At 65.7% G+C, this 19,505-nt stretch carries 17 protein-coding genes and 3 pseudogenes; 10 read left to right on the forward strand and 10 right to left on the reverse strand.

Going from position 1 to position 19,505, the window contains the following annotated elements; genetic code table 11:
- Positions 1 to 1,626 (reverse strand): DUF4158 domain-containing protein (locus DXK32_RS29120; RefSeq protein WP_162801400.1); only part of this gene is annotated, 1,626 nt, incomplete at its 3' end.
- Positions 1,626 to 2,183: a recombinase family protein gene (locus DXK32_RS29125; RefSeq protein ID WP_114861695.1), complete on the reverse strand. Its 558-nt coding sequence runs from the start codon at positions 2,181 to 2,183 to the stop codon at positions 1,626 to 1,628. The genes DXK32_RS29120 and DXK32_RS29125, both read right to left, overlap by 1 nt.
- Positions 2,184 to 2,367: 184 nt before the next feature.
- On the opposite strand from DXK32_RS29125, the gene DXK32_RS29130 reads away from it, so the two are divergent.
- Positions 2,368 to 3,450 (forward strand): serine hydrolase domain-containing protein, encoded by a 1,083-nt coding sequence (locus DXK32_RS29130; RefSeq protein ID WP_162801401.1) that lies wholly within the window; start codon positions 2,368 to 2,370, stop codon positions 3,448 to 3,450.
- Between the two features lie 45 nt (positions 3,451 to 3,495).
- The gene (locus DXK32_RS29135; protein WP_247877400.1) at positions 3,496 to 4,095 is read left to right on the forward strand and encodes a tyrosine-type recombinase/integrase; all 600 of its coding nucleotides are present in this window, start codon (positions 3,496 to 3,498) and stop codon (positions 4,093 to 4,095) included.
- A 105-nt stretch (positions 4,096 to 4,200) separates the two neighbouring features.
- Here DXK32_RS29135 and DXK32_RS29140 read toward each other — a convergent pair whose 3' ends face one another.
- Positions 4,201 to 4,419, reverse strand: a complete 219-nt coding sequence (locus tag DXK32_RS29140) for a hypothetical protein (RefSeq protein ID WP_162801402.1) — start codon at positions 4,417 to 4,419, stop codon at positions 4,201 to 4,203.
- A 410-nt stretch (positions 4,420 to 4,829) separates the two neighbouring features.
- On the opposite strand from DXK32_RS29140, the gene DXK32_RS29145 reads away from it, so the two are divergent.
- The gene (locus DXK32_RS29145) at positions 4,830 to 6,023 is read left to right on the forward strand and encodes a Fic family protein (RefSeq protein ID WP_114861699.1); all 1,194 of its coding nucleotides are present in this window, start codon (positions 4,830 to 4,832) and stop codon (positions 6,021 to 6,023) included.
- A gap of 294 nt (positions 6,024 to 6,317) precedes the next feature.
- The gene (locus tag DXK32_RS29150; RefSeq protein ID WP_114861700.1) at positions 6,318 to 8,096 is read left to right on the forward strand and encodes a hypothetical protein; all 1,779 of its coding nucleotides are present in this window, start codon (positions 6,318 to 6,320) and stop codon (positions 8,094 to 8,096) included.
- A 568-nt stretch (positions 8,097 to 8,664) separates the two neighbouring features.
- Here the strand turns inward: DXK32_RS29150 and DXK32_RS29155 are convergent.
- Both DXK32_RS29155 and DXK32_RS29160 read right to left on the reverse strand, forming a co-directional pair.
- Positions 8,665 to 8,874: a hypothetical protein gene (locus tag DXK32_RS29155; RefSeq protein WP_114861701.1), complete on the reverse strand. Its 210-nt coding sequence runs from the start codon at positions 8,872 to 8,874 to the stop codon at positions 8,665 to 8,667.
- Positions 8,875 to 8,892: 18 nt separating this feature from the next.
- Positions 8,893 to 9,576, reverse strand: coding sequence for a hypothetical protein (locus DXK32_RS29160; RefSeq protein ID WP_114861702.1), 684 nt, complete (start codon positions 9,574 to 9,576; stop codon positions 8,893 to 8,895).
- A 174-nt stretch (positions 9,577 to 9,750) separates the two neighbouring features.
- On the opposite strand from DXK32_RS29160, the gene DXK32_RS33310 reads away from it, so the two are divergent.
- Both DXK32_RS33310 and DXK32_RS29170 read left to right on the forward strand, forming a co-directional pair.
- Positions 9,751 to 10,920, forward strand: a complete 1,170-nt coding sequence (locus DXK32_RS33310) for an abortive infection family protein (RefSeq protein ID WP_162801403.1) — start codon at positions 9,751 to 9,753, stop codon at positions 10,918 to 10,920.
- On the forward strand, positions 10,917 to 11,564 hold the full coding sequence (locus DXK32_RS29170) for a recombinase family protein (protein ID WP_114861703.1): 648 nt from the start codon (positions 10,917 to 10,919) through the stop codon (positions 11,562 to 11,564). The genes DXK32_RS33310 and DXK32_RS29170 overlap by 4 nt, the downstream gene beginning before the upstream one ends.
- A 336-nt stretch (positions 11,565 to 11,900) precedes the next feature.
- Here DXK32_RS29170 and DXK32_RS29175 read toward each other — a convergent pair.
- A pseudogene (locus DXK32_RS29175) lies at positions 11,901 to 12,095 on the reverse strand (IS3 family transposase); the annotation flags it as partial.
- Positions 12,096 to 12,452: 357 nt separating this feature from the next.
- On the opposite strand from DXK32_RS29175, the gene DXK32_RS29180 reads away from it, so the two are divergent.
- The 3 genes from DXK32_RS29180 to DXK32_RS29190 are packed head-to-tail and all read left to right on the forward strand — an operon-like array spanning position 12,453 to position 14,613.
- A complete protein-coding gene (locus DXK32_RS29180; protein WP_114861710.1) occupies positions 12,453 to 13,379 on the forward strand; it encodes a replication protein RepA in 927 nt (308 codons plus the stop codon).
- Positions 13,376 to 13,996, forward strand: a complete 621-nt coding sequence (locus tag DXK32_RS29185) for a ParA family protein (RefSeq protein WP_114861704.1) — start codon at positions 13,376 to 13,378, stop codon at positions 13,994 to 13,996. The genes DXK32_RS29180 and DXK32_RS29185 overlap by 4 nt, the downstream gene beginning before the upstream one ends.
- Positions 13,993 to 14,613: a DUF3102 domain-containing protein gene (locus tag DXK32_RS29190; RefSeq protein ID WP_162801404.1), complete on the forward strand. Its 621-nt coding sequence runs from the start codon at positions 13,993 to 13,995 to the stop codon at positions 14,611 to 14,613. The genes DXK32_RS29185 and DXK32_RS29190 overlap by 4 nt, the downstream gene beginning before the upstream one ends.
- 144 nt (positions 14,614 to 14,757) lie before the next feature.
- Here the strand turns inward: DXK32_RS29190 and DXK32_RS29195 are convergent.
- Together DXK32_RS29195 and DXK32_RS29200 are read right to left on the reverse strand one after the other, a co-directional pair.
- Positions 14,758 to 16,288: pseudogene (locus DXK32_RS29195) on the reverse strand (IS1182 family transposase).
- 373 nt (positions 16,289 to 16,661) lie between these two features.
- Positions 16,662 to 17,753: an IS1595 family transposase gene (locus tag DXK32_RS29200; RefSeq protein ID WP_114861706.1), complete on the reverse strand. Its 1,092-nt coding sequence runs from the start codon at positions 17,751 to 17,753 to the stop codon at positions 16,662 to 16,664.
- Between the two features lie 119 nt (positions 17,754 to 17,872).
- On the opposite strand from DXK32_RS29200, the gene DXK32_RS29205 reads away from it, so the two are divergent.
- Complete coding sequence (locus DXK32_RS29205; RefSeq protein ID WP_114861707.1) at positions 17,873 to 18,310, forward strand: very short patch repair endonuclease; 438 nt, start codon at positions 17,873 to 17,875, stop codon at positions 18,308 to 18,310.
- Positions 18,311 to 18,335: 25 nt separating this feature from the next.
- Here the strand turns inward: DXK32_RS29205 and DXK32_RS29210 are convergent, their stop codons facing one another.
- Together DXK32_RS29210 and DXK32_RS29215 are read right to left on the reverse strand one after the other, a co-directional pair.
- The gene (locus DXK32_RS29210; RefSeq protein ID WP_114861708.1) at positions 18,336 to 18,755 is read right to left on the reverse strand and encodes a hypothetical protein; all 420 of its coding nucleotides are present in this window, start codon (positions 18,753 to 18,755) and stop codon (positions 18,336 to 18,338) included.
- A 17-nt stretch (positions 18,756 to 18,772) separates the two neighbouring features.
- Positions 18,773 to 19,505 (reverse strand): annotated as a pseudogene (locus DXK32_RS29215) (hypothetical protein); the annotation flags it as partial.

The raw sequence follows: 19,505 nt of genomic DNA on the forward strand, positions 1-19,505 counted from the left end.
GCGGATGCCGGCATTTTGAGGAAGGTTGTCGGTCACCGTTCGGAACGCCTGATCGAGCCGCTCGGTCAGTTGGCCGATCTCTTCGCCCGCATTCTGCGACTTCCCCAGCGTGCGGCAGACGGTTGGCCGCGCGGCCTCCCAAGCGGCACCATCGAGCAGGCCGATGCGGGGATCGGCGAAGCGCAGACTCGGCGTCGCGAACACGTCACGGCGCCGGAGCGCGCCGCGCAGTCGATCGACCAGACAGAGGGTCCAGGCGCGCCGATCAAGGACGCCGTTCCGGGTCACCCGGCGTTCCCAAGACTTCGGCACGAACTCCGTGGGCCACGGCGCACCGCGGGCGCTGCCGTCCTCGACTGTCCGGAGGTGCTGCAGGGCCTTCAGTACCGGGCGTCCGGCCGGCATGGCGCCCAGGCCGAGCACGCGCACGAAGTGTGGCAGGAAACGCCGGATGCGGCGGTGCTGCGCCAGCAACTCGTCGAAGTAGGGATCGTCCGGCGTCTTGGTCAAGGCATCCACCTGCGCCACGGCGGTTTCCAGGGCGGCTTGCGGGACGGCTGCGAAGACCGCGGCTCGCAGGTCGGCGTCGCCGACAGCGTCGTCGAGCACCAAAGCACAGACCCTGCTCAGGGTGCGCGCGGCGGCGTCGAGGTCGCCCAGGCTGCGCAACCGCGCCTCCCGGCCCTTGCGGACAGCATCGACGAACATTCGGGTGACGAGCAGGTCAAAAAGGTCGAGCACATCGTCCTGCGAGCTTGCCTCCAGCGCCCGGAGAAACGCCAGCAGGGTGGCGGCGCGGCGCTCGTCCGGCAACCGGGCAACCGCCTGGGCCTTGGCGACGCCGGCGAACCGCGCCAAAGCCAGGATGCGAGTTTTCGGCAGATGGTTGGTGAGCGGCAGACCAGCCACGAGGTGCCGCACCTCGTCGAGGCGCTCGATCGCGCGCACCAATTCATTGGTGCTTTGCAGGGTCGGTCCCGAGCGGAGCCGGTCCATTGGGCTCTGTCGCTCCCCCTCCGGCACCACCAGTAGGGCGTCGAGCCGCGCCTTCTGCTCGGGCGTGATCCGGGCCGCCAGCAGGCGCCACAGGCGGCTATTGGCACGGGACCGCACCCGCGCGACGGTCCGTTCGAGCACGCTCGCCCCCGGCAGCAGCACCTTGTGCGTTACCAGCCAGGCCGTCGCCTGGTCGAACAGGGCCGTCGGCCGGTCGGTCCCCGTCCAGCACAGCGCGTAGAGCCACCGCTGGAGGCGCCATTGCGCGGCGGAATTCGAAAAATCGCGGTAGCCATAGCGTTTGCGGATTTCAATCGGGTGTCGCCAACGCCATTGGCTGGCGTGGTATGCGTCGAGCGCTCCGTTGACTGGCACGCCAAGTTGGTCGCCAAGGAAGCCGACCACGCCCGACGGTACCTTGCATGGATCTTCAAGAAACGTTCCGAGAAACCGCACCGTGCCGAGTTGAACGGCGCAACCGAGCCGCATGTGGGGGCCGCGGTGCGCCAATATGAACGCGCGATCCGCGTCATCGAGGTGGAAAAACCGGGCCAGCTGCTCGGCGGACACATCGGCCGGAAACTGGCCGTACCGCCCTTCCTGTTCCGGGGTGAGAAAGCTGACCGGCATCAGGTTCGATCGGTGCCGGCGAGCACCCGATAGACGGATGCGCGCCCGATCCCGAGCCGCTGGGCGATGGCGGTTGGTCCCAGCTTCTCTTCGGTCCGCAAGCGCCAGACCTCCGCCGGGTCGATCGACGGCTTGCGGCCCTTGTAGATTCCCTTGGCCTTGGCGCGCGAGATGCCCTCCATCTGGCGCTCCCGGCGTAGGTTGGTTTCGAACTCGGCGAACACGCCGAGCATGTCGAGAAATGCCTTGCCGGCCGAGGTTGAAGTGTCGATGGGCTGTTCGGTCGCCTTCAGTGCCACGCCCTTGGCGCGCAGCTCGTGCACGATGTCCTGGAGATCCTTGATCGACCGTGCCAAGCGGTCGACGCGGGTGACCACCAGCGTGTCACCGGGGCGGAGGAACTGGAGGAGCAAAGCGAGTTCCGACCGGCCGGCGCGGGTTGTGCCACTCGCCTTCTCCGAGCGGATGACCTCGCACCCGGAATGGCGAAGCGCCTCCTCCTGGATCGCGACGTCCTGATCCAGCGTGGAGGCGCGGGCGTAACCGTAGACCGCCATGAATCGTCTCGTTTGCTTCTAAACCAGCAAACGGTAGCGTCTCGCTCATGCGAAATCCATCCAAATGAGACGCTGAGGATCGTCTCACGACGCTGTGTCGTATGGGTATACCCTATGGTATTCCAGCATGCTAGGGTTACAGGTTGTTTCTGATCTTCTCCTACAACCACGGCAGCTTTACTCAATGCGCCCTCTCGAAGAGATTGCTGCTGCTCTGGACCTTCGCATTGCCCAAGGGGCCTATGTCGGGGTGATTGCCGGCGTATACAGCGAAGGCAGGTGTGACATCCTCGGCCGTGGGGTGGCTGACCGCGGAACAGGCGCGCCGCTCGACGGCACGTCGTTGTTTGAAATCGGCTCCATATGCAAGGCGCTCACCGGCGTGCTGCTCGCTCTGATGGAGGAAGCTGGCGAACTGTCCGTGGACGAGCCCGTCGGCATGTTCCTGCGGGACCAGATCGAAATGTCCTCCGCCTTTTTCGACGAAGTGACGCTGCTTGACTTGGCAACGCATCACAGCGGCCTTCCAATGATGCCTCCGGAACTGGAGGACATCGATCTGGAAGCTCAGCACCCCGACTATCCGCTCGCTACGCTGTCCGGTTTTATGTCGTCCATCGTTCCGCCCGATGTGCGGCGCTACCAGTACAGCAATCTTGGGTACGGCCTTCTCGGGCTCTGCCTGTCTGCACGGGCCAAGCGTCCGTTCGATGCCTTGCTGAACGAGCGCGTGCTGCTTCCGCTCGGCATGACCAGAACGGGCTTCGGCATGCCGGAAAGCGGCGCCGTGACCGGGCACTCCCCCGAAGGACATGGCCTCCCGGCGTGGCAAATTCCTGAACTGCTTCATGCGGCGGGAGGCCTGAGGGCACCGGCGTGCGACCTCCTGAATTTGGTTGCCGCCTGTCTGGAGCCGCCGGGCGGCCCGCTCGGCCGGGCCATAACCAGTGCTCTTCGGCCACGCCGTTATGGAGGGTTCAGCATGGACATCGGCCTCGGATGGGAGACGAGTTACCGCTTCTCGCCGGACATTTTCGTTCTGAAGGGTGGCCTCACGGCCGGTTTCTCGACCAACTGCATTCTCGTTCCCTCCCGCCGGGAGGGGGCCGTGGTCCTGGCCAATTCGAGGCAATGCCTTTCCGACTTGTCCTATTACATCCTGGACCATCGATTCGGAATGCACTGGGAGGCGTGCTGGGAGCCTCCCTTTCTGGCGCCCCCCTTCTGGTATGACACCCTGGCCAACCCCGTCCACTCCACCGGCTGACCGGCACCCTGCCCGGACGGGGCTGGGACGCACGAAATGGGATCGTTGACGCTGGTCGATGAGGATGGGCGAACCCGGTCAATTCAGGCAGACAAGCGCGAGGCCACCTTACCTAGGTTTTCTGTTCCGCTGCTACTCAGATCCCAGGCCCGGGCGCTGCTCGACGCCATCGACCCGACGACGCCGGGCGGCCTGCGCGACCGCGCGCTGATCGGGCTGATGGTCTACGGCTTCGCCCGCGTCGGCGCCGCCCTGGCCATGCGCGTCGAGGACGTCTACGTCCAGAACCGCCGGCTGTGGGTGCGGCTGCGCGAGAAGGGCGGCAAGCCGCACGCCCTGCCCTGCCACCACACGCTAGAGGACTACCTGGTGGCCTACCTGGACGGTGCCGGCCTGCGCGGTGACCCCAAGGGGCCGCTGTTCCGCACACTCGGCCGCGGCACCGGCCGGATGTCCGAGCGCCCGCTGCCGCAGGCGAGCGCCCACGCCATGGTGCGCCGGCGCGCGGCGGCCGCTGGCATCGCCACGCCGCTCGGCTGCCACAGCTTCCGCGCCACCGGCATCACCGCCTATCCGTTAGCCTGGACGAGATCAAGCGCATCCGCATCTCGGGAGCGTTCCTTGTGCCAGACGCCATTGGCATGATGCCGGCAGCTTCGGCCTCAATCCTGTGGTGCCTGGGCAGCCGAGTCGGACCAGCACGTCCGACAGTGCCGCGTGCGACCCAGCCGGCGGTGCCGAGAAGCTCGTCTACGGTTTGAGTGGCGGGGGCAAGCCAAGCCCAAAGGGATGCCGCTTGTCGCTCACGACCGGCTTGAAGTTCCGCACCATCTCCGGCGTCACCTCCACGATACGTACCGGAGTAAAGGATATTGGAATCTTCAACCCGATTATGGGGAAGGCCGTCTCGTCGACCAGCGGCGGCGTCGACGAAGCTTCGGTCTCAGAATTCCCGGCTTCCGGCTGCATGGAATCATCCTCCCCGCGCATGCTCATTACGCCTCATGATACATGGCGCCGGCGGGGTTCACAGCCGCGATCGCCCACCAGCGGACGGCTGTCAAGGACGTCGGACGCATCATCGTCGTAGTGGCCCGCGCATGGAGGGGCGGCACACAACGCCGCACCGCTTCCCCGCCCGGCGTGCTGCGCGGTGCCGCCCTCCAGCCGTCGATCGCCTCGTCGGAAGGCGTTGTCAGCACCTCGGGTTTCGCACCGACGCCGGCTGGCCCCGGCACGACTCATAGAGGGGGAGACGGGAACTAAATCCCGTGCGGCGATTGCCGCCTTTTCACCGCGGCATGCGCGGCGAAGACCTTGCCCGGTGAGGCGAATATGGACACTATCACCGCAAATCATGCGGTGAATAGGGTCGACCGATGGTGACGTACATCTGGCAGCGCGAGGAGTGGCCGAGCTTCCGGTGGGATGGAAACCGTTTGCTGTTGCCGCTGGCCAGAGCGCGACATCGGCAGGGACTGCTTCTTGGGAAAATGAGCGACATCGGTTTCGCGGCGCAGCGCGACGCCGAGCTGGTGGCGCTTTCCGAGGAGGTCGTCAAGACCAGCGCCATCGAGGGCGAGATGCTGAATCCGGCCAGCGTGCGTTCGTCCGTTGCCCGGCGCCTCGGCCTCCCCGAAGCCGGTCCGATGCCGGTCGACCGCCAGGTGGAGGGCGTGGTGAGTGTCGTGATGGATGCCTCCAGGAACCATGCCTGCCCATTGACGGAGGAGCGCCTCCATGGCTGGCACGCGGCTCTCTTCCCGACCGGCCGCTCCGGAGGGGAAAGGATCGATGTGGCGCGGTGGCGAACGGACCGCCTGGGGGCCATGCAGGTGGTCTCCAACCCGTTCTCCCCCAGGCCCACGATCCACTACGAGGCGCCGCCGGCCCGGCGTGTCGCGAGCGAGATGGCCGTGTTCCTGAGGTGGTTCAACGCTGGCCGGGAGATCGATCCGCTGCTGCGCGCCGGCTTGGCGCACCTGTGGTTCGTGACGATTCATCCCATGGACGACGGCAATGGGCGCATCGCCCGCGCGGTGGCGGACCTCGCGATGGCGCAGGCCGAAGGGACCGGGCAGCGCTTCTACAGCCTGTCGGCGGCCATCGAACGCGACAGGACACGCTATTACGATGCGCTGGAGGCGCCGCAGAAGGGCGATCTCGACATCACCGACTGGCTGGTCTGGTTCGCCGAATGCTACGAGCGCGCCATCCTGGCCGCCGAGGCGATGACGGAGCGCGTGGTCAACGCGGCAAGGTTCTGGAAGACCCACGCCGCGCACCCGTTCAACGGCCGTCAGCGCCAGGTGCTGGGCATGCTGCTGGGAGGCTTCGACGGCCCGATCACCGCGAAAAGATGGACCGGCCTGTGCGGCTGTTCGCCGGACACCGCGCAACGCGACATGAGCGCACTGGTGGGCCTGGGCCTGCTCGCCCGCAACCCTGGCGGCGGCCGCAGCACGAGCTACCGCTTCACCTGGCCACCGGCCAGCACCCCGGCCATCGTGCCGGAGGACCCGCCGCCCGAGCCCAAGGACGGTGGCCCCTCGATCGCGTCGTCACCGGTGTGAGAGTCATGCGGAGTGGGCGTGGCGGCATTTGCTGCTCGAGGAACCAGATCCGTGGGACCCGCCGCGCGGAAAATCGATGAGCGGTAAGCGTGCTCAGCGAGTTGTGAGGTGAATGGATACCAGAAAACTCCGCCTTATTCTGTAATGTTATGACATGACACGCAGAACCGACAAGCATTTCCGGAAACGTTTTCTTTGTTTGTCTGAGGAGTAATTGTTTTTGAACTTGACTCATGGGGGAGGACCCGTTTAAACGGGTCGTTACCAATAACAATTCCCCCCATGAGTCATGCCATGCCCGAGCTGGATGACGAGCACCGGGCCGGCCATCTCGACGAACGCGAACTGCGGCGGGTTCTGACCCGCCCCTTCCGCATCCGGCGCGGCGGGGCGGCCGTCGCCCGCCGTCCGCCGAAGCGGGCGCCATCGGCACGCAAGGCGTCCGGCCGGGTGGGCTTGGTCCACGGCTGGCCGACCCGGACCACCACGATCAAGGTCGAGCCGGCGCGCCGCGGCGGGGCGCTCGCCCGCTACACGCACCGCCTGCACGCCGCCTCCGACCGCGACGCCGAGGATCTCGAGACCAGCTCCGCCGATGGCGTGGGCATCGCGGCGTTCGAGCGCACGATCGCCGGCGTCGAGGCGGCCATCGCCGCCGCCGACGACGCCGTTCCGCGAAACCGCCGCGCCGCCGCCTACGGCCTCGTGATCGACCTGCCCTACGACGGCGATCCGGAGTACCGGGCGGCGGTGATGCGCACGGTCGCCGCTTGGTTCGAGAGCCGTGGCCATCGCGCCGAGTGGGCGGTGCATTCCCGCTCGGCGCGCAACGGCGACTACCCCCACGGCCATCTGGTCGCCGCCGCCGGGGCCGACGGCACGCGGCCGATCGACGGCGGCGACGTCATGAGGAGCTTCCGCCGGCACGTCGCTGAGACGGTGAACCAGCTCTACGCCGAGCGCTTCCACCGGCGTCTGCCGGTCGAGTTCCACGGCGGCACGCTGCGCGACACCGGGATCACGCGGGCCCCTCGTCCGGACATCCCGCGCGGCCTGTGGCACGCCCGGGAAGCCGCCCGCGACCATGCGGCCGTCCAACGCCCGGTGCCGCAGCGCACGGCCGCCCTGGCGGCGGCGGCCGACCGCATCGAGGCGGCGTGGGCCCGCGACGTCGCCGCCGGCCGGTTGCCGGAACCGCAGGGCCTCGCCCGCCGGCGGTGGCGGACCGAGCAGCGGGAGGGCTGGCTGGCGTTCGCCACGCGGCTGAGCGCCCGCCAGGCCGATCTGCGGCGGCAACTGACCGAGCGGGAGGCCACCCTGGAGGCCGAACGCGCGGGTCACCGTGGCGCCCTCACCAAAGCGCGCGTTCAGGGCGAGTTCGACGGCCAGCGGTGGTTCGTGCGGAGCTGCGTCGTTCCCAATCTGCCGACCGACCTGGCCGCCCAGTACCATGGCGCACCGCCGCCCGAAGCCAGGGACGCCGGCCGGTGGCTGGCCGAACGCCTGGTTCAGGCCCGCGACGACAGACGGCTGGCCGAGCGCCTGCGCCAGGAAAACCAAGTGCTGCGGCAGGACCTCGCCACGGCGCGGGATAAAGCCGCCGGCAGCGGGCGGGGCATCGCCGCCCTGGCCGGCCGCGCCCTCGGCTTCCTGCGAGGCGGAACGGCGACGCGGGGTGTCCGGGACGAATCCGCGGCGGCCGAGGCCAGGGACCCGGGCGTGTGGACGCCACCATCGCCGGAGCCGGTTCCCCCGGCCGAGTCCACGCCTTCCGCGCTGAGCGCGGCGTGGGCCCGGCACGACGCCGAGTACAGGCATCCCGGCGTGCTGTTCCCGTTGCCCGCCCATCCGCCAAGCCCGCCCGTTTCCGCCGCGGAACCGGCGCCGTCCCCAGCCGTGACCGCGCCAGCTCCCGCCGCGTCGCCTGAGCCGGACGCGGACAGGGGCCGAGGCCATGCCGCCGATGGAACCGGGCCGCCCAGGCCCCCGCCTGGGCCGGTTGACCCCTGCCCGCCCTCCGGTGGGTTCCCGGCGCGCCCCAGACGGCGCTCGCGCGGGCAGGGCCGGGAATAGATCGCCGGCGTGACGGCCGCGCTCCCCGCGCCTCCCGGCGCCCGCGCGACAGGCCCGCCCTGCGCGGGCGGGCCTGTCCGACCGACGCGCTGAAGCGGAAACGGCGTGTGGCTGTTCAGGCGGTGTCAGGACGAAGCACAGCGGCTTGCGCGTGCCATATCCACCGCGGCGATCGGCGCTGGTGTGCCCGAGACGTGTCTCGAACCGGCCGGTGCAGCTTCCTGCATCACCGTAAACCTGCGGGAAAGGTTGGCCCGCCGCTTCTCCAGCTGTTTCCGCCGTGGTGTGGAATTCCCACGGTTTGCATCGCCGGGCTGAGGCCGTTGCCCATCACCCCGCTTCCGGTCCGGTCAGCGTCTTCCCGTTCCACTCGTACAGCAGAACCGGCGTGTCCAACCCTTGGCGCTGGTCGGCGGCGGTGCGGCGGATAGCCGGACCGCTTCGCGCGGGCGCCGGGAGGCGCAGGAGCGCGAAACACCCCACCGATCCTCGGCTCCGGCTCCGCGGTCGCATTCCGCCTGTGGTTTGGCGTGCGTTGCCGGATGACGGTCGCGTGGCGCCCGGTGGCTCAGATCCCTTCCAGCGACAGGCCGCGGCGGATGAAGGCCGGCTCGTCCAACTCGGCGTCGAGCGGCAGATGGCGGGTGCGCAGCATCTTGTTGCCCTCGGCGATGCAGGTCAGCAGGTAATCCTCCATGGGCAGCCCCATGGCGTCGGCGACAGCCTTCGCCCGCTCGTAAGCCGGGCCCTCATCGCGGAAGCGCAGTACAAAGCTCATGGTTATCTCTCTCCCGGATCACCGCATGAAATTGGGGCGGACCGCCTTTGGGGTGAGGCTGCGGATGAACCGTCCTTCAGACAAGAAGACAGATCGGCTCACGAGACCGACCTTTCCAGCGGACGGGCCAGTGCTACGGGTTGCCCTCATGCACTCGCGGAACCGAGCTGCTGGCAGCGCGTATAGGTCGTAGGCCCCCGTAGCGGTTTCGAAGGCGCCGATCACTTCAGACAAACGATCAAGCATAGTATGGGTTACACCAACGCTGGTTGTTTTGGCCTTGGCGCATTTGATGGCGACGCGGTTGCCATCCAGCGAGAACTCGTTGCCGTTGTTGGTGAGCGGCTCGGCCCCGAGAGCAGCCGCGATCGTCCGTCCCATCTGCCGACCAAAGGCGTTGGCCGTCATCCCGCTGACTTGGTCCTGTCCCATGGCGCTCATCGCCACCTTCTTGTCTGGTAATCCCAAGACACCACGTAGCAGGGCGTCGACGGCATCGGATCGTGACACGCTGCGATCACGCGCATGCGCATCCAACACCTCCAGAACATCGCGTTGGAAACGGATACCGACTGCCTCGCCAGCCATGCGGCGCCTCATGAGAAGTGTGCACCCCTCTTCTGCGAGAAGCATGCAGACCTTGTCAAGGCGGATCAACATAGGGTGACCGTCGACCGGCGACCCTTCGATGCGGAAAGCCATGCCCAACTGCTCGATGAGATCGCCGCACTGTCGGGGATAGATGTCGGGATGTAGGGACGACGGCGCCGGCCCGGTGCCGCGCTTTGTTCGCCCGGTTCGGGTCCTACGCCAGATGTGTTAAAATCCGAAACGGTCGTTTAAGATTTTTACACCCCTCTTCATTGGACCCGATGCATGTCCTCCACAACATCCACAGCGCCCCTAGCGAAGCTGCGTACTGCCATTGTCGAAGTGCTCTACCCAACCAGCGCCAACATCCTGCCTGATGTGTGCGAGGGGCTTGGCCTTGCTCCGGGAACACGCAATGAAGCCATGTCCAGCAAGCGCAGTTACGTGATGTCGCGGCTAAACAAACTGAGCTCGGAGGATACCGTTCGGATCGCGCGCCGGATCCTGGTTGAGCAAGGTGGCGACTATCAGCTGGAAGAGGCGGCAGACAGATTGGCTGAAGCCAACGGTCGCGTTGCTTCCGATTTGGTCCGCCGACACATCGGAAGAGCGCTGAACCGGTTTGATCTGGGCGGCGAGTTAGATGTTCTGGACCTTATCAGGGAGCATTTCCCGATCGACCTCAGGCCAGGCAAGTACGGCGTTATGACCACCATGGCCGAGGACCTGCAGCGCCATTTCATCCGCAACTGTGATCTGGACAACGAGGAGGTGCTCGATGCGATTGGCGCCTATGACTGCTCGCAACGCAGATTTTTCGCATTCCTGGAAGCTGTAGTACACCCACGGACTCGTGCCGAGGCCGAGCAACAGGCCATCGTAGACGCCCTCAACCCGATCCTCGGAAGGGACGGGTTTGCCCTCATGCAGAAGAGCAAAGTCTCTGGCTATCCCGTCTTCACGGTACAGGAGGTTGGTACAGCTTATGAAGCACCAGCCGATGCCGTCATCTCCGAAGCCCTGGCGGCCTTCGACGAGGCCAGCGTGCATGCCGCCTGGACCAAGGCCCTGGAACGTCGCGCGACGCACCCGGAGGGGGCGATCACCTCGGCCCGCACGCTGCTGGAAACCGTATGCAAACACATCATTGAGGACGCCGGCGGCAGTTACGGCGAGAAGGACGAGTTACCGAAGCTGTATCGTACAGCAGCCGAGCACCTGAACCTCGCCCCTGATCAGCACACCGAGGAGGTGTTCAAGGCCATTCTTGGGAACTGCCAGTCGGTCGTGAACAGCCTGGCAGGAATCCGCAACAAGCTGAGCGACGCGCACGGCCGAGGCCGCAAAGCGGCGCGGCCCCTGCCACGGCATGCTGAGCTCGCGGTCAATCTTGCGGGCACCATGGCTACCTTCCTGGTATCCACTTGGCGTGCCCGGCAGGACGCCAAGCCGTGAGTCGGGTCTTCGTCGCCTACTACCGGGTCTCTACCGACCGACAGGGGCGCAGCGGCCTGGGGCTCGACGCCCAGCGCGAGGCGGTCGCCATCCACGTCGCCGGCCGCGGCGATCTGGTGGCGGAATTCACCGAGGTGGAGAGCGGCCGCAAGGTCGACAGGCCGCAACTGCGGGCCGCCCTGGATCTGACCGTCCGCCGGCGCGCGACGCTGGTGATCGCACGCCTCGACCGGCTGGCGCGCAACGTCGCCTTCATCGCCAAACTGATGGATAGCCGGGTCGACTTCGTGGCCTGCGACATGCCGGAGGCCAACCGCCTGACGTTGCACATCCTGGCCGCCGTTGCGGAACATGAACGCGAGCTGATCAGTCAACGCACCCGGGCCGCCCTGGCCGCCGCCAAGCGTCGTGGTACCCGTCTCGGCAACCCAACACCGGGGCCGGCTCTGCAGTGCGCGCGCGCTGCTCTCGTCGCCGCGGCCGATGGCTTCGCCGCCAATGCTCGACCGCTCATCCAGGATCTGCGGGCTGCTGGTCTTGGGCTGCGGGCAATCGCGCGGGAACTGAACCGTCGGAGCGTCCCGACCGCCCGGGGGCGAGAGTGGCAGGCGTCGACGGTGCGAAATGTCCTGCACCGTGGCTGAGTGGGATGCGATGTTCTTCAACCAAGCGCCTCTGTCACCCAGATACAGTGAATTCCTTATCGGTCATGCTGGTGAGGGGTGACGTCTCTATGGCGTGACCCCAAATCGCGCACCGGCCCGGCCCGTCGCCACCGCTGGCCACTATCTACGATCTCCACCAGGCTGGCCCCACACGGGCTCGGCCGTGGCTCCAGCCCCAGGTGTACGCGGAGGGGCTCGGCGCACACGCCGTACCAGGCGTTGAGGTGGAGGATCGGCACACCGAAGCTGCCCTCTCATCAACGTTTAATGCCACCGTCGTCATTGCGCCATCCTCGCCGCACGGCCGACCAGGATGCGGCCGCCTTGGTTCCGCAGCGCCTTCGGATCCCGGACCCACCCCCGCAGCGTCTCAGCCGTACAGCCGATCTTCGCCGCGATCGAGCTGATCGCCGCCCACTGCGAGGCGTGATCCCCCGCGTGCTCGAACACCATCCGCACCGCGCGTTCGCGGACTTCAGGAGCGTATTTGCGTGATGCCGGTTTCGTCATGATGACCCCATCCTCTCAAGAAACGGGGCCTCCGGGAAACCCGGGGCGGTTCACTAGACGTGGCGGTATCATACTCTCAACAAGTTACTGTGCCGATCGCCGTCGAAACCCCGTGCCGATTCACAGTCTGTCCGATTCGCCCCTAATGCCCCTGCCTGTGGAGCTAAGCGTCTCCAACCAACCTAACTTATTCACAGGAATCTGGTTGCAGGAAAGTGGAGTCTAGTTGCTACGACTCGGCTTATTCAGTGGAATCTGGTTGCTAAGCAAATAGTTGTAATTCAAATAGCTTCCGAATAGCCCCGCAACCAGATTCCACCATTGACCGGAGCCGCTGGCATCTGCCGAATGCGTGACATGGGAAACATCCACCATCTCATTACGGCCCACGGGCTGGAGCGTGCGCGCGACCTTGCCGACACCAAACTGGAACGGCAGGAACTAGAGATCGCTGCCGCCGTCCTCGCCAATGAAGGTGAAAGCCTAGGCATTTGCCATGCCGGCTTTGCCCTGACCTCCCTGCCTCACAAGAACACGCCAGAACGGCTGTGGCGCAGGGAGGGGCACCGCGTCACGCTGCTAGTGGAATCTGGTTGCACGGAGAAGGGTGAGCTTATCGGCGTGCCCTACGGCTCCAAGGCCCGCATGATCCTGATCTACCTCCAAACCCAAGCCCTCCGAACGGGATCGCGGGAGGTAGAACTCGGGCGATCCATGAAGGCGTGGATGACTGCCATGGGGATCGGTGCCATCGGTGGCGCGACCTACAAGGCCGTGACCGAACAGGCTAAGCGGATCTCCGCCTGCCGCCTAACCTTCTTCAGCGATCACGGCGGTGCTCGCCAGCGTGACAACGGCGCCTTCGTCGACAGCGCAATAGAGCTGACTGGGGCACTGAACGACGATGCCCAGCCGATGCTGTGGCGCGAGACGGTCAAGCTCAACGAGGCCTTCTATCACTCCCTTATCGAGCACCCGGTGCCGGTTTCGGAGGCTGCGTTGCGGACAATCGGCAACAAGTCCTTGTCGATCGACATTTATGTCTGGCTCGCCTACCGCCTGCACAGCCTCAGCAAGCCGACACCGATATCCTGGCAGGCCCTATATGCGCAGTTTGGCGCCGGCTGCGCTTCTCTGCGCACATTCAAGCAGCCTTTCACCGAGGCGCTACGCATGGCCCTGGCCGCTTATCCGGACGCTCGGGTCGGAGTGGAATCTGGTTGCATCATGCTGCACCCCAGCCGGCCACCGGTCACGAAGCGGCTGGCCAGAGCTGTGTCATGAAGATCATCGCCGTCATCTCGCCCAAGGGCGGCAGCGGAAAGAGCACGCTGACGCGCAACCTCGCTGCTGCTGCTGTTGGTGATGGGGTGCCGGTCGCGGTCGTCGATACCGATGCACAAGGGACTTCTGCCGAATGGGCCCGGGTGCGGGCTGATGCCGACGCGACGCCGGTTCCAGGGTTCATTTCCGAAACCTCTGCCGCGGCACATCGGGCTAATGCGGCCGGCACACAGCTCGTGCTAGTCGACACCCCCACCGCAATCGAGAAGGATCCAGAGGGATTCAAAACCCTGGTGCTGGCGTCGGAACTAGTGGTGATCCCCACCCAGGCGCTGCCTGACGATGTGCGCTCGGTCGAAACGATCATGCGCGCCGTCCAGGCTCTAAACCGGCCGGCGATCTACTGCCTCAACCGGGTGAAGCCGCGGGTAAAAGAGACCGATGGCGCCCGCCTCCGACTGATCCGCTCCGGCGATGTGGCGGCAGCGGCGATCCCCGACAGCGTTGACGTGGTACGTGCGATGGCCAATGGCTACGGCGTAACGGAGGTCGGCGGACGCGGGGCGGATGAGGTTACTGCGCTGTGGCAGGAAGTCCGGCGGAGGATCGGCCTGTGACCCCAACGGCGAAGCCAGCCCGCAAGAAGCTGGGCTCAGCGTTCGGCGACGATGGCTTGGTGCCGGCAGAGCGCCACCGGGACACCCGCGGCGACCTCCTAGTGTCTGCCCTGATAAAATTGGAAACGCGTCGCGAATTTATCGAGGAAATCGGGCGTCTGTGGAAGCGGGCGAACGACGCTTTCCTGGACGTCGGCCGCCACCTGATTGAAGCGAAAGCGCGCCTGGAGCATGGTGAGTTCGGCGAGATGGTGGAGCGGGACATGCCGTTCAGCCACCGCACGGCCAACATGCTGATGAAAGTGGCGGAGGCGGTCGACACAGGTGCACTGCCCTTCCCCGCCGATCAGCTGCCCCCTTCATACGCGACAGTCTACGAGGTCGTAACGTTGAAGCCGGAGGAGCAGCAACAGGCTGTAGCCGCTGGACTAGTCAGTCCTACGGTGCGGCGTGAAGACGTCGTCGCGTTCCGCCGGCAACTGCGCGTGCATGCGTCGCTGCTGGTCAGTTCGCCTAGCCGAAAGGCGCTAGAGAAGGAACTAGCAAAGCTAGAGGCGGAGGAACGCCGCATCCGGGAGCGACGTGCTGAGATTGAACACATGCTGTCTAATTTGTAAGAGCCCGTTTGAGATAGGGCTTGGGCTCGGGCAAGTTGTGAGCCGGCGGAGCATGATGGAGCCCATCCAGCCGCATGTCCGACCTAGCGAAGATGCCCGATCAAGGGTCCGAGTAGCAGCGGACACTGTTGGCGAATTCCGGGGTTACGCGACGGAAGGCCCAAGAGCCGCGAAACGAGAGACGCGAGTTTTCGCCAAGGGCCGGTCCGTCCACCATGCCTCCAAGCGGACGAGGTTGAGGGCGACGGCGCCAGTCCTCTGTTTCCTGCTGGCGGCGAGCATCCTGAAGCGCTTCATGCTCGGCGCGCGGCCGGAAGGTGAGGTTCCGTGGGCTGGCTTTGGCCTGGGTGCAGTGCGCCCGCGCCGGGCACGGGGTGCACACCCGGAAGGGGAATTTGACATGGATGACCGCGTTGCCCCAGCGGTCCGTCTTCGGCACCCAGGATGTGGCGGTCTGGCCCTGCGGACAGGTCACGGTCTGGGCGTCCCAGCCGATGGTGAAGGCGCCCAGGTCGTAACCTTGGTGGGTCTTGTTCTGCCAACTGATATCGGGCCGGACCGGCCCCACGATCTCAATCCGGTGCTCGGCTTGACTGGCGATCAGCAACGGCGCATCGACATAGCCGGCATCGAGGAAGTGCACCGCGGGCACCAAGCCGCGTGTCGCCAAGGCCGCGTGAATGGGCGCCGTGCGGTCGATGTCGCTGACCGGCGCCAGCGTGGTCTCTACATGGGTGATCAGGTGGGGCGCTTGGGCGTCGCAGGTTTCGCTGAGATGGACCTTGTACCCGACCCAGGTGGCGCTGCGCTTGTTGCCGTAGTGCGCCTCCACGTCATAGGGCGAATCATGCCGCTGGCCGGCCGGCGGCAACTCGGTTACGGTCCGCCAGCGGACTTGATCCTCTTCGGTGTAGAATTGGTGAACCCAGGTCCGGCGCAGCGCCTGGACCGCTGGCAGGGCGCGCAAGTCGACCTGAGCGTCCGCGGCATAGACGGCGGCCAGGATCTGGTGACCGTCGCGGCCGATCTGCTCGGCCAGAGCCGCGCGGGCGGCCTCTCCCTTGGGCAGCCGATATTCCTCGACCCGACGGCCATAGCGCTCGAACCAGTCGATGGTGATGCGTTCGGTCAACCAAGCCGGTGCCGCCTCGGCCAGACTGTTCAACGCGGCCCGCAGCGTCTCGCCGATCGTTTCCAGACGGTTGAGCCCGCGGATAGCGGCCAGGACGTGAGTGGAATCGGTGCGCTGTCGGCCTCCGGCCTTCACCAACCCGGCTGTCTTGAGCCGCATCAGCAAGGCGTCCAGCAGCAGCGCCTCCTGTTCTCCGGCGATCAATCGGGCGCGGAATTCGCTCAGCACGGAAAAATCGAAGCCCGGATCGGTGAGATCCAGGCTGAGAGCGTACTTCCAGTCGATCCGTCCGCGCACAGCGTCGGCGGCCTGCCGGTCGGGCAACCCCTCCAGGAATTGCAGGACCGAAACCAGCGCCAATCGCCATGGCGCTGCTGCCGGCTGGCCCCGCTGGGGGTATAGGGCGGCGAACAGATCGTCCTGGTAGATCGTCCCCAATTCATCGCGGAGACGGAGAACGGCCGTGCCCTTGGGGAAGGCGGCCCGCGCGACGGCCGCGGTCTGGTCGGGCACCGGCGGAATGCTCTGCGGTTTGAGCGACATGATCAGCCCCCTGGAATGAGGATGTCGCCTCAACAGCCGCTGCTCCCATACCGTACCCATGCCCACAGCCTACGGAATTCGCCAACAATGTCAGCAGCGGAACAGAAAGTCCGATTGGACCGGGATGGCTGTACGGCAAACCCCAGCGGGACGGTTTCCGTGCAGCCGATCAATCCGACAGGGCTTCCCGCTTCCGCTTCTGAGGCTTTGGGGCGGTCAGGCTACCCGTCGCCCATCCCTGTCGGAAAACACATGTTTTCCGACAGGGCGCCGCCGCCGAGCACTGAAGGGCAGCGCAAGCCAAGTTGTTGATTTTCCAGCAGCCCTCAGCGTGGCTGTTCCGGGTTTGTCCGCCTATAGGTCAACGCCATTATCAACTAAAGACAGCTACGGCGGAGCGGATGCTGATCCCGCCGTCCTTGGTCCGCCGAAGTTGGCGCCCGACAGCGTAGCGAAAGACGGCTGGAAGCTGGAGGGCTGGGGGAACACGGGACCAGAGGGTTTGGATCACCGTGCGTCCTTTGCGGGTCCGGCGCTGGGCCTGACCCGTCACCGTGCGCTGGGACCAGCGGAAACCGATCTCGCCAAAATACAGGTCGGCGTGGTCGGGGCTGATGTGATGGAAGACACCGGCGATCGTGCGCCGGACACGATCGTTGAAGCCCTCGGCCGAGTTGGCATGCACGCTGCCGCGAACATACTCGCGCTGAGAATGGCGGACTGTGTCGTGCGCACCGAATGCGCTCCCGATGGCGATGAACGCCTTCCATTCGTCGCTCATCAAGTGCGCATCGGGATCGACCGCGGCTTCGAGCACCCGCTCGGCCTCGTCGAGCGACAGGTCGGCGACCACCGCGGCACGGGCTTCGCCCGCCGGTGTTCCCGGTTCCCGGCTGCTTGGCCGCTGGACGACCGCAAGCGCTGGAGTTTTCGTCGTGCGGGGATGGCCCTTGCGTCCTCGACCCAGTTTGGGAGTGTTGGGGTCGCGGCGCGGCTTGGCGCCGAAATGAAACTCGTCGATCTCCACCGTCCCGCCCAGCGGATGGTCGTGCAACACCAGAAGCCGCAGGACGTGGCCCATTCGCCATGCCGTCGGCTGGCTGACGCCGAGTGCTTCGGCCAGACGGATGGACGAGATGCCCTTGTCCGATTGCAGGATGAACCACAGTCCCATGAGCCAGGTCCGCAATGGCAGCTTCGTTCCATGCAACGGGGTTCGCGTCGTCACGGTGAACTGGAAGCGGCAATCCGGATTGCAGCACTGATAGAGTCCGGGCCGGGACCGTCGTCCCGTGTCGCGCCCCGCCAGAGTGATCGAGCGCCGTGAGCCGCAGGCCGGACAGAGCCGTCCGTTCGGCCACACCATCGCCTCAACCAGCCGACGGCACCGCGCCTCGTCGCGGAACGCTTCGGTCATCTCCGCCACGGTCCGGATGGCCGCCAGATTCTCCAGCACCGATCCCATCGTCGCCTCCGCGCTTGATGGCTGAGAGTCGCACATAAACACTGGAAGAGCTACACTTTACTGTGTTTGGTTGATAATGGCGTAGGTCAATTTTGCGCATTTCGTTCGTTCGAGCCAACATGAGCCGCATCCGGGGCAAGGACACCAAGCCGGAGATGGTCCTGCGCCGCGGCCTGCATGCGGCTGGTCTGCGGTTCCGTCTGCATGCGCGGGATCTGCCCGGGCGGCCCGACCTCGTGTTTCCCCGCCACCGGGCCATCGTTCTGGTTCATGGCTGCTTCTGGCATGGCCACGGATGCCCGATGTGCAGGCTGCCCGCCACCCGGACGGAGTTCTGGGCGAAGAAGCTGGAGAGCAACCGTGAGCGTGACCGGCGCAGTGCCGACGCCTTGCGCGCCGTTGGCTGGCGGCTTCTCACGGTTTGGGAGTGCAGTCTCAGGGGCCGGGCCCGCCTGCCCCTGGATGTCCTCCTGCACAGGTGCTCGGATTTCATCCGAGGTTGGGAAGAGCAGGCGGAACTGGCCGGTGACTGGCCCCGCCACGAGGCTAAAACCTAATCTGCGGGACGGGGAGCGTTTGCGTTTACTGGCGGCTTGTAGCGTCACGCTCCTTTGCTTCCGCCAAATCGAGCAGATCATCTGCAGACAGCGCGATGAGTGATCGCGGCCCGTCTTCACCGACGATGAGGAACTCGACCTTGCCTGTATCGCAGATTTGGCGCGCACTCTCCAACAGCTGCTTGGCCCGCCGTCTCTTTTCCATCCGGTCGGCGACCCGGTCACCGAGCTGGAGTACGGCTAGTACCGCTGACGGGATTGATACAACCAGTGCAGTAAGCGCAATTGGATCGATCACACGCCGCGCTTCGTTCGAAGCGGCGTCGGACCTCAACACTTGGGCCGTGGCCTCAGCTCCAAAGCTCTCGATCAGCGCCGCGAAGTCGGCTGCTGCTGGCTGCGGATCGTCGCCTTCGATAATAATTTCCAAACTGGACACAGTCATTTTTCTGCACTCCTTCGTCATTCTTCGGATAGCTGCTTGAGCAGTTGACCGATTCGAGCGGCTTCGTCTGGCTGACCGACCTTCCCATATGCGGCCTGCGCTTGGCCAAGCACTATGCGTGCGGCATCATGCTGATTTAGCTTTATAAGCAACTGGCCCAGCAAGTTACCGACCACAGCAATCCCGTCTACCCGGCTGAGCTTGTGGCTGATGCTGAAGCTCTTACCGAGATCATCCAGGATTGCCTGGAGATCTTCCTGACGTTTGATGCCCTTCTGAAGCCGGAGCTGCGCAATGCTGAACCTGAGGTGCGCCAAGCCGTCCAAATCGCGCAGTCTCCCGAAGACCGGCAGCACCTCCTCGGCGCGGATGCGCAGCGCCTCGTCCAGCTCCCCGCGCATGACGAGGATGTCGGCGATCTGGCTCTTGGTGACAGCGATGGAATGCACATCGCGCAGGCTCTCGTAGACGGGCAGCACCTCCTCGGTGCGGATGCGCAGCGCCTCGTCCAGCTCCCCGCGCCTTTCAAGGATGTCGGCGATCTTGCCCTTGGTGACAGCGATGGAATGCACATCGCGCAGGCTCTCGTAGACGGGCAGCTCCTCCTCGGTGCGGATGCGCAGCGCCTCGTCCAGCTCCCCGCGCATGACGAGGATGTCGGCGATCTGGCTCTTGGTGATGGCGGCGTGGCGCACATCGCCCAGGCTCTCGAAGACGGGCAGCACCTCCTCGGTGCGGATGCGCAGCGCC

This window comes from Azospirillum brasilense (assembly GCF_003349955.1).
In the GTDB taxonomy this organism is placed as follows: Bacteria; Pseudomonadota; Alphaproteobacteria; order Azospirillales; family Azospirillaceae; genus Azospirillum; species Azospirillum brasilense_B.